The sequence below is a fragment of the Reichenbachiella sp. genome, from assembly GCF_039944555.1.
Taxonomy (GTDB): Bacteria; Bacteroidota; Bacteroidia; order Cytophagales; family Cyclobacteriaceae; genus Reichenbachiella.
The window spans coordinates 681,222-694,971 of sequence record NZ_JBDUYN010000007.1; the positions used below are offsets into that span (position 1 = coordinate 681,222).

Annotated in this window: 16 protein-coding genes; 8 read left to right on the forward strand and 8 right to left on the reverse strand. The window is 39.7% G+C overall.

What is annotated here, in order from left to right; all coding sequences use genetic code 11:
• Positions 1-355 precede the first annotated feature (355 nt).
• Positions 356-1,315 carry a hypothetical protein gene (locus ABJD64_RS11400; protein ID WP_348178819.1) on the reverse strand — a complete coding sequence of 320 codons (960 nt, stop codon included), beginning with the start codon at positions 1,313-1,315 and terminating at the stop codon, positions 356-358.
• A 251-nt stretch (positions 1,316-1,566) separates the two neighbouring features.
• Positions 1,567-2,346: a hypothetical protein gene (locus ABJD64_RS11405; protein WP_348178821.1), complete on the reverse strand. Its 780-nt coding sequence runs from the start codon at positions 2,344-2,346 to the stop codon at positions 1,567-1,569.
• Between the two features lie 422 nt (positions 2,347-2,768).
• Between ABJD64_RS11405 and ABJD64_RS11410 the strand changes: the two genes are divergently transcribed.
• The 4 genes from ABJD64_RS11410 (at position 2,769) to ABJD64_RS11425 (ending at position 5,130) form a co-directional block, all read left to right on the forward strand.
• Positions 2,769-3,263: a nucleotidyltransferase domain-containing protein gene (locus ABJD64_RS11410; RefSeq protein WP_348178823.1), complete on the forward strand. Its 495-nt coding sequence runs from the start codon at positions 2,769-2,771 to the stop codon at positions 3,261-3,263.
• Positions 3,263-3,634: a HEPN domain-containing protein gene (locus tag ABJD64_RS11415; RefSeq protein ID WP_348179490.1), complete on the forward strand. Its 372-nt coding sequence runs from the start codon at positions 3,263-3,265 to the stop codon at positions 3,632-3,634. Before ABJD64_RS11410 ends, ABJD64_RS11415 begins: the two co-directional genes overlap by 1 nt.
• Entirely contained in the window at positions 3,631-4,170 is a 540-nt protein-coding gene (locus tag ABJD64_RS11420) for a hypothetical protein (protein ID WP_348178825.1), read from the forward strand. The genes ABJD64_RS11415 and ABJD64_RS11420 overlap by 4 nt, the downstream gene beginning before the upstream one ends.
• Before the next feature lie 117 nt (positions 4,171-4,287).
• A complete protein-coding gene (locus ABJD64_RS11425; RefSeq protein WP_348178827.1) occupies positions 4,288-5,130 on the forward strand; it encodes a universal stress protein in 843 nt (280 codons plus the stop codon).
• A gap of 73 nt (positions 5,131-5,203) precedes the next feature.
• On the opposite strand, the gene ABJD64_RS11430 is transcribed toward ABJD64_RS11425, so the two are convergent.
• The 3 genes from ABJD64_RS11430 to ABJD64_RS11440 form a co-directional block, all read right to left on the reverse strand.
• Entirely contained in the window at positions 5,204-5,356 is a 153-nt protein-coding gene (locus ABJD64_RS11430) for a hypothetical protein (RefSeq protein WP_348178829.1), read from the reverse strand.
• A 435-nt stretch (positions 5,357-5,791) separates the two neighbouring features.
• Positions 5,792-6,388 carry an EF-hand domain-containing protein gene (locus tag ABJD64_RS11435; protein ID WP_348178831.1) on the reverse strand — a complete coding sequence of 199 codons (597 nt, stop codon included), beginning with the start codon at positions 6,386-6,388 and terminating at the stop codon, positions 5,792-5,794.
• A 51-nt stretch (positions 6,389-6,439) separates the two neighbouring features.
• A complete protein-coding gene (locus ABJD64_RS11440) occupies positions 6,440-7,768 on the reverse strand; it encodes a hypothetical protein (RefSeq protein ID WP_348178833.1) in 1,329 nt (442 codons plus the stop codon).
• A gap of 208 nt (positions 7,769-7,976) precedes the next feature.
• Between ABJD64_RS11440 and ABJD64_RS11445 the strand changes: the two genes are divergently transcribed.
• Positions 7,977-8,495, forward strand: coding sequence for a CAP domain-containing protein (locus ABJD64_RS11445; RefSeq protein ID WP_348178835.1), 519 nt, complete (start codon positions 7,977-7,979; stop codon positions 8,493-8,495).
• A 48-nt stretch (positions 8,496-8,543) separates the two neighbouring features.
• On the opposite strand, the gene ABJD64_RS11450 is transcribed toward ABJD64_RS11445, so the two are convergent.
• On the reverse strand, positions 8,544-9,068 hold the full coding sequence (locus tag ABJD64_RS11450; protein ID WP_348178837.1) for a hypothetical protein: 525 nt from the start codon (positions 9,066-9,068) through the stop codon (positions 8,544-8,546).
• 333 nt (positions 9,069-9,401) lie between these two features.
• Between ABJD64_RS11450 and ABJD64_RS11455 the strand changes: the two genes are divergently transcribed.
• Positions 9,402-10,364, forward strand: coding sequence for a DUF6268 family outer membrane beta-barrel protein (locus ABJD64_RS11455; protein WP_348178839.1), 963 nt, complete (start codon positions 9,402-9,404; stop codon positions 10,362-10,364).
• Between the two features lie 63 nt (positions 10,365-10,427).
• Here ABJD64_RS11455 and ABJD64_RS11460 read toward each other — a convergent pair whose 3' ends face one another.
• A complete protein-coding gene (locus ABJD64_RS11460; protein WP_348178841.1) occupies positions 10,428-11,447 on the reverse strand; it encodes an amidohydrolase family protein in 1,020 nt (339 codons plus the stop codon).
• Between the two features lie 124 nt (positions 11,448-11,571).
• On the opposite strand from ABJD64_RS11460, the gene ABJD64_RS11465 reads away from it, so the two are divergent.
• Together ABJD64_RS11465 and ABJD64_RS11470 are read left to right on the forward strand one after the other, a co-directional pair.
• On the forward strand, positions 11,572-12,003 hold the full coding sequence (locus ABJD64_RS11465) for a peptidylprolyl isomerase (RefSeq protein ID WP_348178843.1): 432 nt from the start codon (positions 11,572-11,574) through the stop codon (positions 12,001-12,003).
• 102 nt (positions 12,004-12,105) lie between these two features.
• Positions 12,106-12,987, forward strand: a complete 882-nt coding sequence (locus tag ABJD64_RS11470; protein WP_348178845.1) for an ATP-binding protein — start codon at positions 12,106-12,108, stop codon at positions 12,985-12,987.
• A 78-nt stretch (positions 12,988-13,065) separates the two neighbouring features.
• On the opposite strand, the gene ABJD64_RS11475 is transcribed toward ABJD64_RS11470, so the two are convergent.
• Positions 13,066-13,617, reverse strand: coding sequence for a hypothetical protein (locus ABJD64_RS11475; protein WP_348178847.1), 552 nt, complete (start codon positions 13,615-13,617; stop codon positions 13,066-13,068).
• Positions 13,618-13,750 lie beyond the last annotated feature (133 nt).

Genomic DNA, 13,750 nt, shown 5'->3' on the forward strand with positions numbered 1-13,750 from the left:
AATGAACTATAGAGTATTAAATTATTACTCTCAGTTATATATAACGGAGGGTTATATATATGGTTGCAAAAAATCAAAAAAAAATAGTGGGTAGTCAGGTATGAATAGAATTGCTTTTGTTCTTCCCCAGATGGCGCGTTTAGCGATAGCGTAGCGCGTGACTTATTCCATCGGTACAAACTCCAACAGTTCCCTCTGGATCACGAAACTTATACTTCTCAGGCATTCTGAAACATAAAAAAATTCTCTCTCACCGATACATCGCACGCGTTACGCTGAAAAAGCTAAACGCGCGCTATTGGGGAGTGATTAGAATACATACATTTTGACATTTCAATGAATCTTTTATGTAAGGTTATGCCAGAGATCTCTTATGTCTCAACACTTCGTCGGTCTCAATCGCCAAAATAAATTGAGCAAGAATTATAACAACCAATAAAAGAAGGGTGGAATTTCCTTCATAAAAAAAGAATCTGAAATTCATTCTAATTGAAAGAATAGTTGACGCTATGGGAATAATATAAAGAAAAAAGTAGGTTAGTATTAGACTTGAAGTGTCTCTATAAAGCGGGATAAACGCAAAGCCCGTTTCTCCTTTTAATTCTAAGGTTCTCAAATGTTGATAAAAATAAAACCCCAGTATCAACAGTGTTAGCGGACCCCCAATAATTAAGAGTTTCTTTGAAATGCTAATCCCAAAAAGCTGAATGCTGTTTTTCTCTCCGGTAGAAATATCGCCGAGATATGTGATAATACTATTAGCTGTTAAGTCACCAATACTCCTTTGCTCTTTTGATAGTGTTAATTCTAACTGAGCAGCAGAAACATTGCAACTATCCTTTAAGAACTTCTCTAGAATTAAAGCAGGGACTTTTTGCTCGATACAAAAGGCTATCCTCCCATCCCAACCAATTGTATCTTTAAATTGATTAATTTTTTCTCTATACCCCTTTTTATTATACCAATGGGTTTTCAAGTATTCTGAATCCCGATCTATTAACTTGCATGCACTAAAATAGAATGAGCCATCAATTTTTTCTAACATTGATGAAAAATTATCATTCTCACTAAAGAATTCTTGCCTGATAATAAGCAAAGTATCATTGTCTGAAAATCCTGCAAGGTCTGAGTAACCTTTCACGTCTATATAAAAATCTATAAGATCAGATGAGAAAGAAAGGGTTCGCATCTCTTTTAAAGTTGTTAATACTCGATCACCGGAGGCGATAGGACTAAGACTAAAAGCAATGGTGGTAAAGCACACTATTGACATTGTCAAATGTGTCTGCCTCAGAACCCCTATTTTATCTTGCATTAGTTTGGCTTATGTGTATAATTGGAATTTCGTTAATTTCGTTGGTATAACAAAATCCCCCACTAGCGCGCGTTTAGCGATAGCGTAACGTGTGACTTATTCCGTCGGCACAAAACCCAACAGCTCCCTCTGGATCACGAAACTTATACTTCTCAGGCATTCTGAAAGATAAAAATTCTCTCTCACCGATACATCGCACGCGTTACGCTGAAAAAGCTAAACGCGCGCTATTGAGGTTACGACCCAATCACTTATGGCGACGAGTTGCTACGAAAAGATCTTACTGTGACATCATCAACAATTAATTTACCGGCCACGCCAAGCCCTGAATGATATAGGAATCTGATTCTATCAAACTTAAAGCACCAAGTGGGCTGCCCCTCGCAGTTAGGGCTTGAAGCAAAAGGCAGAGCAGAGCCAAACGGAGTAGTGTTAATACCCGCTCTAAAGTTTCCATTTTCATGATCAATGATCAACCTAAGTACGGTTGCCTCAACACTGTTTAGCGTCCCTTCATTCAGTTTTCCAAGATGTTTTGATGGCCACGCCGTAATATTTCCGTTAAGTCCATCTAATTTTACTTCTGTGATCAAATCTCCATTATTCAATAAAAATTGAATAATCGAGGTCTTAGCTGATTGGTTTATAACTCCTCCAGGATTGGAAAAGAAATTCTTTGCCAATTTCATTTCTACAATGACAGCCTTGCCATCATCATCAAGCTCATTTAAGACAAGGTCTATATGGCTTGCCGGTTGAGTAACATTAGAAGAAAATGGAAACTCAAATATTAAAGCCTTACCTCCATTCTGTCCACCACTTACAGCAGATCCGGATTCAATGGTGAAATCAGCGTTTGACGTCTCCATCATATCACCTACCGGATCGCCGAATAGCTCCACCGGATTTGTACTGGTATTTTGATTCTCAAAGTCAGCATTAAGATACATGACCTCGCTTATAGAAGTATTGGTGCAACTTGCACCTACGAGTGTAAATAAAATTACAAAAGACGAAAATTTACTTTTCATGGTTAGTTGGTTAAGTTTAGTAAATAGCTCATATCGAGCTCATCAGTTATATTCAAATGTATCAATAAATTTGAATATTTCAATTTCTCCTCCCTACCGTACCTTTTCCCTACATCTGCTAAGAAAGAGCGGATGCCTGTCTGTCATCAGTATGCCCCTTCCCCATTAAGCTCCTTCGGAGCAAAAAACCTGACCGAGTATCGATTCAGATTCTGAACACTTCTAAAAATCTGACGGAGCAACAATCCGGCATCCGAATCGATCCCAAAAATTCTACGGAGACGGACTTGCAACAAAAAGGTAGGCTTAGCTGGTACATTTGAGCGGAATGGAAATATGTGGCTCCATGTCATTTCTCAAACTTCCACATTCTTCTGCCCCTGACCACAGCGTAAATCCTAAATATTTCTTACTTTGTGGTCGTGAATAAACTACCGGAAAACCTACCGCAACACAAGCGAAAAGAGCTAGACCAAATCACCCATCTGCTGACCACAAATAAAGCGGTAGAAATGCTAATCTTATTTGGCAGCTACGCCAAAGGTACCTTCGTCGAAGATCGATATGTGGAAAAGGGAATCACATACGAATACCAGAGCGACTACGACCTACTGGTGGTCACCACCCACGACGACCTGAAACAGAGCATCCAGATAGAAACCGAACTCAAGCAAAAGCTGATAGAAAGGAGTCTGATAAAAACCCCCGTCAGCCTGATCTTCCATTCGATCAAGCACCTCAACCAGTCCTTGTCCGAGGGCAACTACTTCTTTCAGACATCAAAAAAGAAGGCATCTTCCTGTATGATTCCGGTCGGTTTCAACTGCAAAACCCCAAGAAGCTCTCCCCTGCCGAGGCTCAGCAAAAAGCACAAGGCTATTTTGACCAGTGGTTTACCAGTGCCAATGAGTTTTTAATAGATTATACCAATGCATTAAAGAGAGAAAGTCTTTTAAACGCGGCCTTCATGCTTCATCAGGTCACCGAGCGCTTCTACACAGCCATCCTACTCGTATATACCGACTACCGGCCCAAGGAGCACGATCTGGAGCGTCTGGACCTAAGGGTGCGGAATTGTGACGGGCAGTTTGATGTGTTTCCGCGAAGCACGAAGGAGGAAATCCAATTGTTTGAAAAACTGCGCAGCGCCTACATAGATGCCCGCTACAAAATGGATGAGTACCGGATCAGCAAGGAAGAACTCCTGCTATTGACTGACTGCATACAACAACTCAGGCAGCTCACAGAAACCCTTTGTCTTAAGAAAATCGAGCAGATCGGGATATGAAAATACAGGCCGAACACACCTACCAACTCCTGAAGAGACTCAAAAGAATACAAGACCTCTCTCAAAAAATACCACTTAAAAATTCACTTTTCCCAAATGGCAATAACGCTTCAGTGATTCTTTATCACGTAGCTGAAGCAACGAAATTCTGGCTTCAGAGAATTCTTGACGTTCCTGGTTACAGAGATAATTACACCCGATTAAGAGAATTCTACTTCATTCCTGACAAGGTGAGCAATGCTGAACTTGATCGTTTTTTGGATCTTAAAGAGCCTGACAAAACAAGAGCGCTGGATAAAGAATTTGAAAAGGCCGTCCATTCTTTTTCAAAGATTTCATCATCACTCGATGAAGCCATTGCACTGATAAAACAAGTCAATCAGTCAGAGGTATCCTTAAACAGAAAAGTGGATTTGCAAGGCCTGACTTCCTCGGTAGGTGAAAATTGCGATGTCGCCAAGATTCTCATCCATGTTTACGGACACGCTATGTATCATGGTGCTCAATTGGAAGCGATCCTGAAGATGACTAATTAATTTCAGAAATTTACCGATCATGCGCTTATGACTAAAATCATCTTTCCGCCCCACACAGATCAATGAAATTTTTCCGTTCATAGGGTAAGTTTGAATTGTTATCAAAAACCAACAGTCATGAGAATCAAGAAAATATTAGTACCTGTAGATTTTTCTCCATGCTCTGTCAACGCGCTTAAGATTGCCGTTGAAATTGCCAAAGGGCAATTGGCGAGTATCGAGGTGGTAAATGCCTTTCACATGCCAGCTTATCCGCATGCTGATGTAGTAGCTGCAAACACCATTATAGAACCCATACTCCAGGATTACGAGGATCAGATAGAAGAACAATTCGATGCACTCACCGACAAAGTACCCGGTCTAAAGAGTGTAGGATTTTCTACGCGTAAGTTTGTCTCCCCTACCAAAGATGCCATCTACACCTGCATTGAAAAAGATGGCATAGACCTGATCGTGATGGGCACTAAGGGCAGTCATGATACACTGGAGAAATTGGTAGGAAGCGTAAGTTCAGATGTGATCCGATTTGCTCAGGTTCCCGTACTGGTAATTCCCGAAAATGTCGATGCGTTTGAAATCAAGCAGATTGGATTTGCTGCTGACTTACATGGCATTAAAGACATGGATAAGCTGGATATTTTGATCCTATTTGCCAAAATGACCGGCGCACAACTTAAAATTTTCAATATTTCTACAGACACTGATGAGGAATCCATAATAGAGAAAGCCCGCGAACGTATGAAGTTGGTTGACTCACTTTCAAGTGTAGATGTTTCGTATGCGTGGATCAACCAGTCAGAACCTTTGGAGGGCATCCTTGACTTTATAGATAGTCATAAACTGGATATGCTCGCTATGTTTCCCAGACATCACGGGTTTTGGGATCGACTCTTGCACGGCAGTATAACTAAGAAAATAGCTATGCAAATCCAGATACCATTACTAACGATTCATGAATAGGAACTCTTAATGAGAAGGATGACCAAACGCATCATAATTTTGAATTTCGATACAGGTTGATAATTTTCTAAAACTATTCATTTTTGTGATTATCAATATATACCTCACACGCTTCTTTTGAACCGATAAAGAGTATCGTGTGGTCTTTGATTACTACTGTAGAATTAAAGTCTTTATCGAATTTGATTTGGAGTTTCTTCTTCTTTTTCTTAAAAAGTTTAATCATTGTAATTTATTGTTTAGATCTAATGAGTTGAGGTTTAGCATTCACTATTGAAAATTTCAAATCAGTCATAGTCAATAATTGAAATTTCGCAAGAGTTAGCCGTCAGGGTACAAATGAATAAGGTGCGTCGATAGCTTATCAGTATTTTGTAATTAATTATGATGGGCTGATTAATCAGACCCTATTAATGACAAAATCACTGATAATTATTCATACCAGTTACATTCATCGACCAAATGCAACGTATAATTTAATTTCACCCTTGTTGGGTGAATTATTCGCGAGGTATCAATGACTACATCATGAAAGCTTCAGTAATTGCTCTTGTAGATTGAATTAGGCATGGGATGTCATCAGTCAGCCATCTTACATAGATGGTGTCTGTAACTCTAGAAATTCAACTGCAGGCCTTAATTTGCGGAGTGTAGTACTTAATCAGACATCGCTGTACAGCGATTTTCGGGTTTCGAATTGATAGTTCTCAGGATTCCCAAATAGCAGATTACCAGGTTTTTTGGTGTCTTCACTTAAGAAAAACTCTTGAATCGCGGTACTCAGCTCTTCTTTACTCAATTGCAAATCATTATTCAGATCAAGTTTCTTAAAGCAGATGTCAATGAATTTGATTTCAACTCTTAGTGATACAAAAAAGCACATGTATTCCTGCTTTGATAAGAAGTTGTTCTTGTCTTTGTCATAGATGAAGAAAATATCTTCCGCTGCTTGTTTGGCAATCTCTTCAAACGATCCAAATTCTTCATTGACGGTTACTGCTTCCATAAATTTCAACCAATTGTCCAGATTACACCTGGATGGTTGCTGCCTGCTCAGAAATTGTTGTAAGCGATCCCAAAAGTCCTGCCCTCTTTTGGTAATGAAAGCCTCAATTTCATGTGGAGGCATGAGGCATCTGAAAATGGAAACATTCTCGCCCAAACTTTCAAAGTCCTGCTTGAGAATTAAGCCGTCGTGATCAAAGTCCAGAATCTTAAAAAGATGAGTATATTTTTGAATAAGAGTTGAAGAAAGCATCTATTAATCTACCATTAAAAATCAATATTTCCTATAAAAGGGATCAACGCATCATTCGGCCTTTTTGTCCTTGCCTTTTAGGTTAAACCCAAACCGTATATTCCAGGGACTGGTGTATAGAGGGTTGCTTTTGTGCATGAAGTTGTAAAGCAGAGAAATCTGAGCCTCAACAGAGTCTCCAAGTTTGAACCGACGCTCAATACCGGCCAGCAAACTATTGTTCCATTCGACAGAAGCACCATCCACATCCGTAGGTCTGGCAGCCAATGATTCAAATTCTACATGGCCAAAGAAGGACTTATACAATTGATATTCTGTGAATATCCGATAACCGTAAATCTTTTGATCCTGAATGGTTCCGAGCAAGTCTTCAACAGCTGCATTCACACGATAATTACCCCCGACACCTACGTCCCATTTCTTATTTATTCTATAGGCAAGTTCAGGGTTCAGATCGATAGAAGACTGTTTATCGATATGAATCTGAAAGGTTCCTCCAAAAACCAATCTTCCCCAAAAACTGGTGCCTTCGAGTGATTTTCTCTTAGTGGCCGTGCTTAGGTCATTGGAATTGACAACCTTGGAGTATTTTTGTTTGAGTTCGTTACTCTGGTTCATTGCTTTAGCCAGTACTTCTTCTTTTCCTTCGAAGTAGTTCACTCCCTTTGCCTTGGATTGGTTTGGTTTTATAGCTTCTTTAGCCAAATCCTGGTATTGTAAGACCTTTTCCAATTCTGGGTTATTGGTAGGGAAATCGATTTTTGCTCGCGATTGGGCTTCTTTCTTAGCCCTTTCGTTTAAGGCCTTTCCATACTTACCCGACAGTTCCTGCTTTTTTAGTATCACCAGATACTCACGTTTCTCCTTGTCATCTTCGACTGTCTTTAAGCTGTCTTTAAAGTCCTTCAGTTCGCGATGATAGCCGGTGATCTGGTTGTTCATCCCCATGTACTTGTCGTAGTAGTAATTGCCTTCCAATCGTTCTTTCGAATAGTCTAGCAATTCTCTTTGAGACTCTTGCCTGGCAGAATCCCAGGACATGATTTCGGGCTGATCATACCACTGGTTGGTATAAATAAAGTACTGTTTTTGAAGTTTTTCAGCTCTCGATACGGAATCACTTTTAATACTCTCAGATTTTAGCGCATCCAGGCTATCCTTGTGTGCTTTGTACTTCTTTCTTTGCTCCTTTAAAAAGGCCTTATTTTCCTTCTGAATCTTTTTATACTCTGCCAGGTTTTTATCTACTTCACTAAGCGTATTGCCTTTACTCTTGTCGAATAATTTGATATCAATGGTCTGTGCATGAGATACTCCAGCTAGAGTAAAAAACAGAATAACGAGAGCGCTATATTTTGCTATTGATTTAATAGAATTCAAATTTTGAATCAGACCTTCCGCAAATGTAAAGGAATACCATCTTAACTAAAAAGGGCTTTGCACTTTCTACCCTCTTCTACCTTCTCCAAGGAATTAAACTTAGTCTTTATTCAGAAGTAGTAAGGCCGACAGTTCGTTGGATCCATCGAGTCGTCCGCCAAATAAAATTTGGATTTTACTATATTACAAAAGGTACAAACCCTATTAAATGAAAAACTTATTACTGATTTTTCCAATTTTATTTACGTTGTTCATCTTTTCATGTGGCTCTGACAGTGATGACCCGGTTGTTGAAGACGATTCAGGCTTAGATGAAAACGTGATAAAAGAACTTGTTGACGCACACAATACTTATCGCGCTGCAGTATCCATAAGCAATTTGGTTTGGTCCGACGAACTTGAAACATCGGCTCAGCAATGGGCGGATGAGTTGGCAGGTAGTTGCGACTTCAAGCATTCAGACAGTGAGTTTGGAGAAAACATCTGGATTGGCACAGCAGGTGCATTTGAACCTATTGATGCAGTAGACAGCTGGGGAAGTGAGATTGCGAATTATACCTATGCAGATAATACCTGTGCGGAAGGTGAAGTTTGTGGCCACTATACACAAATCGTATGGGCTAATACGACTGAAGTAGGCTGTGGAATGGCCACATGCGAAGGCTTTGATATCTGGGTTTGTCAATACAATCCTGCGGGTAACTTTATTGGGCAAAAGCCCTATTGATTAACATGCCCCCTTATCTTATGAAGTCAGCATTAATCTTAAGAGTTGTCATAATTGAAAAATATAAATCCATTCACCCACAAATGCCGGTGAGTATCGGCTGGACTCTCTAATGTTAATTTTCATTTCAAATCTCATTCGACCGGTGGCAGATGTTTTGAAAGTAACGGTAGCAAATCTTTCAAATAGCTCACCCTTTTCTTCATCCTTGTTGAACAAAACAACATCTACGCCACTTGGCTGAGCAAATGCCCAGGAACCTGCAGCAGGAATAATATCATCTTCGATCGTTGCATATACATAGTCACCATCTGGTTCGAAGGTCAACGAAAAAGCTTTCCACCACCTTCTGATAGCCGTCTCAGGCTTAATCACAGAGACTAATTTGGCCTCTTGGTTTGCCCATAGATCAAGGGCCTCAGCCTGAGTAAGGTTAACAACAGTTTCTTCATGAGGTTCAAGATTGCTCAAAAAATCCGGATTCGTATTTGACGGCACAGGAATCGCATCTTCATCAGAACACGCCATTGACATGACTGCCAATGTGCAAATAGTTAGAAATATTGGTTTCATAGTTGAGGGGATTAATGTCCATAATTATTGCAATAAACATCATAACAAAATTATGAGTGGTATAATTCAAATATTGAAAAATATTATACTGTAACCGATTATAATTATAGCTGAAAACAATGAAATATCATTGTAATTTGAAACTTAAACCATAAGGCAAGCTATCCAGTAGCACAGCATCATGAGAAAGAAATAACCTCACCACTTGTGATTCAGGCATCACATCATTCAGTATCGGCATTAACTCGTAGATCATTCCAGTCCATTGATCGAAAATACCCTGACTGGTCTAAAAAGAAAATGTTACTTTACAAGTTGCTATTGAACCGGTTAATGAAAACATTTCTATATTTCGCGCTTGGATTAATGATGTCATCGGCGAGCCTTGCTCAGGAGATTGATAACCTCATTACTCCCTATCGTCCTAAGATAGCAGAGTTTAGTATGGAGACCCTTAGAGAGTATGATACCTCTACTTCTTCAGAGAGCTTCGGATCAGCCGATAATGAAGTAGAACGAGATCGGCTCATTAAAGCCAAAATAGGTATACCATTCCTGATCAAGGAAAATTGGATGTTTGGCATCCAGCTCAAATACTATCAGCACCAGTTCACACTCGACCTGGAAGACCAACCCACGGACTATGACCTCTACCTTCATTTAAACGCAAAAAAATTCACAAGTACAGGGATACGCACCTTTTATCAGCGGGATATCAAAGACAACCAACAACTCAGGTTGATTGGTGGTGCCGAATTAAAAAGCGATCAAATCAAGTGGAACGCGAACACGACTAAATATTTCATCAGCAGCACCTATACCTGGCAACGTTCGTCTAGGACTCAAATTGGAACCGGTTTTGTCCTCAATCAAGTCATGGGACGCACGGTCTTCTATCCGCTTTTCATCTATGAGAAGCAGTTAACTCCACGTTGGACATTGGACCTTACCTTACCGAAATCTGCGGCTATACGCTACAGGGCTAATGAGAGAAATTTTATAACAGCAAGCGCAGACATCCGCGGATGGCGATATAATCTCACTAACGCCCTGGAAGATAGTCAGAGGGATTTGACACTCAGAAAAGTAGATTTGCAATTCTCTCTTTCCTGGGAGCATGAGTTACACGACTGGTTGTGGTTTGGCTTGGATATAGGTTACACCAAAAACCTCCAATACCACCTGGCTAATCCCGGAGATAGCAGTAAGGATGCATTGATCGATATTAGATCCAAAGACGCGACCTACACCAAATTTTCTGTTTTTATTGTGCCTCCACGGAAGTTTTATCGGTAATAAAAATCAATACCTACCTATCTTCAACGGTTTGTAGAATTACTCTGAACCAAATACTAGAGCTTAGAGTAAATCCTTCTTTTCAATTTTCAGCCAGTCAAGAGTTGATTGATACATAATATTGTCCTTGTCAGTCTGAGACAAATCGCTGTCTTCTATGAATTTACCAATTTCAAGATCTCCCAATGGAAATGGATAATCAGAACCAAGGGTGATTTTCTCTGAGCCTATCATTTCAATAATGTACTTCAGATACGGCAGATCATGTGTGATGCAATCTACCCAGAACTCGCCCAGGTATTCTCGCGGATTGATTGGGTTGTCTATAGCCACCAAGTCAGGTCGACAGTTGAAACCATGCTCTACCCGGCCAATTGTAGCTAATAAGGAACCTCCTGCGTGAGAAAAGTTGAATCTTAACTTGGGAAATTTCTCTAATACACCTCCAAAGATCAGTGAGCAGGCCGCTCGCGAGGTCTCAGCAGGCATCCCCACAAGCCATGGCAGCCAGTATTTTGACATATGCTCACGTCCCATCATTTCCCAGGGATGAATCATAACAGCGAGATCTAATGCTTCACATGCTTCCCAGATCGGATGAAATTCCGGTTCGCTTAAATTCTTATTATTAATATTGGATCCTATCTGAATACCGGGTAGGTCCAATTCATTTTTTAGTCGTTCTAACTCTTGTACAGCATGCTTAGCTGACTGCATAGGTATTGTACCCAACCCAAGGTAATGCTGCGGATAATCATACACTAACTGTGCAACATGGTCATTGAGAAAACGAGAAAGTTCCAGACAATCGTTGGCCTTCGCCCAATAACTAAACATGACTGGAATGGTACAGACAACCTGATAGTTGGTATTGAACTGAGCATACTCTTCGATTCGAACCTTTGGATTCCAACAGTTTTCGTTAATCTCTCTGAAAAATTCTCCACCCTTCATCATATCAGCATAATGTGGTCTCTTATGCACCAAATGGATAAAGTCTCCATAGCCGAATTTCTTGGCAAAATCGGGTAATTTTTCCGGCAGAATATGCGTATGCATATCTATTTTCAGGCTGTTACTCATAAGTCACTGTTTAATGGGGTCATTGTGCTTGGATCATTTCGACCAATTTTCGAAATTAACAATTTAACTCAGCATTTACCCAAAAGAATTTAGATTTGCCTTTTTGATTTAATTACTAGAAACTATGAACGCAGAAATCCACACCGCTAAGGGTGTTATGAAGTTGGAGTTTTTCGAAAACGATGCTCCAAATACAGTTAAAAATTTTACAGACCTGGCTAAGAAAGGCTTTTACAATGGGTTAACTTTCCATAGAGTTATTCCTGATTTTGTAATCCAGGGAGGATGTCCTGATGGCACAGGTGCTGGAGGACCAGGATATAGTATCGATTGTGAATTAGATGGCGACAATCAATTTCATGACCGTGGTGTATTATCAATGGCTCATGCAGGTAGAAACACTGGCGGGTCTCAATTCTTTATCTGTCACAGCAGAACAAACACCGCCCATCTGGACAGAAATCATACGGTTTTTGGCAAAGTGGTGGAAGGCCTGGATATCATTGAACAAATTGAACAGGGAGACAAAATGGAAAAAGTTGTGGTGACAGACTAATTCCATAATTTCTTAAAGATTTAATTAAGCGGCTTTTCCAGTCGCTTTTTTTGTACCCGAGTTTTATTAAATTCGTTTCAGACAACCATAATTTAAACTTCTATGAAATCTAATATCCTCGTGGCCTCTGCCTTATTACTTGGTATAGCTTGCCAACCAACAAAGCAAAACGAGCAAGCAGTTGTATCCACTGAAGCTGCGTCAATTCCAAAGCTAGTCAAGACGTGGGAAACAGACACTACACTAACAACCTGTGAATCTGTTATTTACGACGAACTCAGGGACGTTCTATACGTGTCCAACATCAATGGAGTACCACCTACTGCTAAAGATGGTGATGGATTCATTTCGATTATTTCCACAGATGGAGAGGTTATTAATCTGAACTGGGTGACTGAGATTTCTGCGCCGAAAGGTATGGGTATTGTCGATAGCAGTCTGTTCGTGACCAATATCGACGAGGTAGTGGAAATTGATATACCAAGTGGTGTTATTGTAAAAAGGTATCCTGTAACGGATGCACAGTTCCTGAATGACATTGCTACTTCAAGTGACGGTGATGTTTTCATTTCGGATTCAAATCAAAATACCATCCATCAGATTAAAAATGGAGAAATTTCTCTTTGGCTTAGTGATAGTTCCCTTCAAGGCTCTAATGGATTGCTTCATCAAGGAAGTCATATTATGGTGGCTTCCTATGGAGGCGGTGACCTTTACAGAGTGGACATCAATACACAAATGAAGGAGGCACTTTCAGATTCCATCAAAGGTGGTGATGGAATAGTTGCTCTTACCGAAGGATATCTTGTTTCTAGTTGGTCAGGTGAAATTCATTTTGTTCATAATTCTGGCACCAGAACACAATTACTGGATACCAAAGCCATTAATGAAAATGCTGCAGATATCTGTTACGTAAATGCAAAAAATCTATTACTAGTTCCTACTTTTTTTGGGAACAAGGTTGTGGCTTACGAAGTGAACTAAAAAGGCCGAATAACTAAAGATTCGGCGTCTGGAGTTGGAAGCACTATATTATTTTCTGACTTCAGGCCGGCTTCTAGCCTAATAATTCAATTCTCTGCTTTCTACATTTCTAAACATACCCTCAGATTCGTAGAATTGTCCCCTTTCAATCATACCTAAATACTCGGTTTCTTCCTCCCTCCTTTCATACACATAATGACGTCCTAGGTAATCTAATGAGTACACATCAAACCCCATCGAGATATCAGTATCCCTTACGACCATGGCATCGAACAGCATGCCCGTGTGCGTTTCATAGTTGTGATCGAAATAAAAATAGAGAATATGACCTTTTTCGCTAACCGGATCAAGAATATACTCTGATTCCATATTAGTTACATGATTTTTCATTTTCATTTTTCGCCAAATGAAAAACGGTGAGCCCTTACTTGTAAATAGCTTCCATTTGTACCAGTAAGTAATTTCTATATCATCAATTCTAAAATTGACCTTACGGTAATAAAATAAATTAAGTGAGTCAATATAGGCCGCAACGACTCCTAGCAGAAAGAGTCCGAAAAAAATAAATCCAGCCCAAATGATTCGCTCATCTAATGTAATGGTTTCACTAAGTAGTATGGAAAAATTCAATTGCTGATTGTTAGTTGTACATTTTTAACGGTAATAGGGCGAATAAATTGACCCCAGGCATTATTTATTTGAAATAATATTCAAAAATAGCAAAATTGCAGGGGTTCGACCTTTCAATTAGACTACCTTCTGG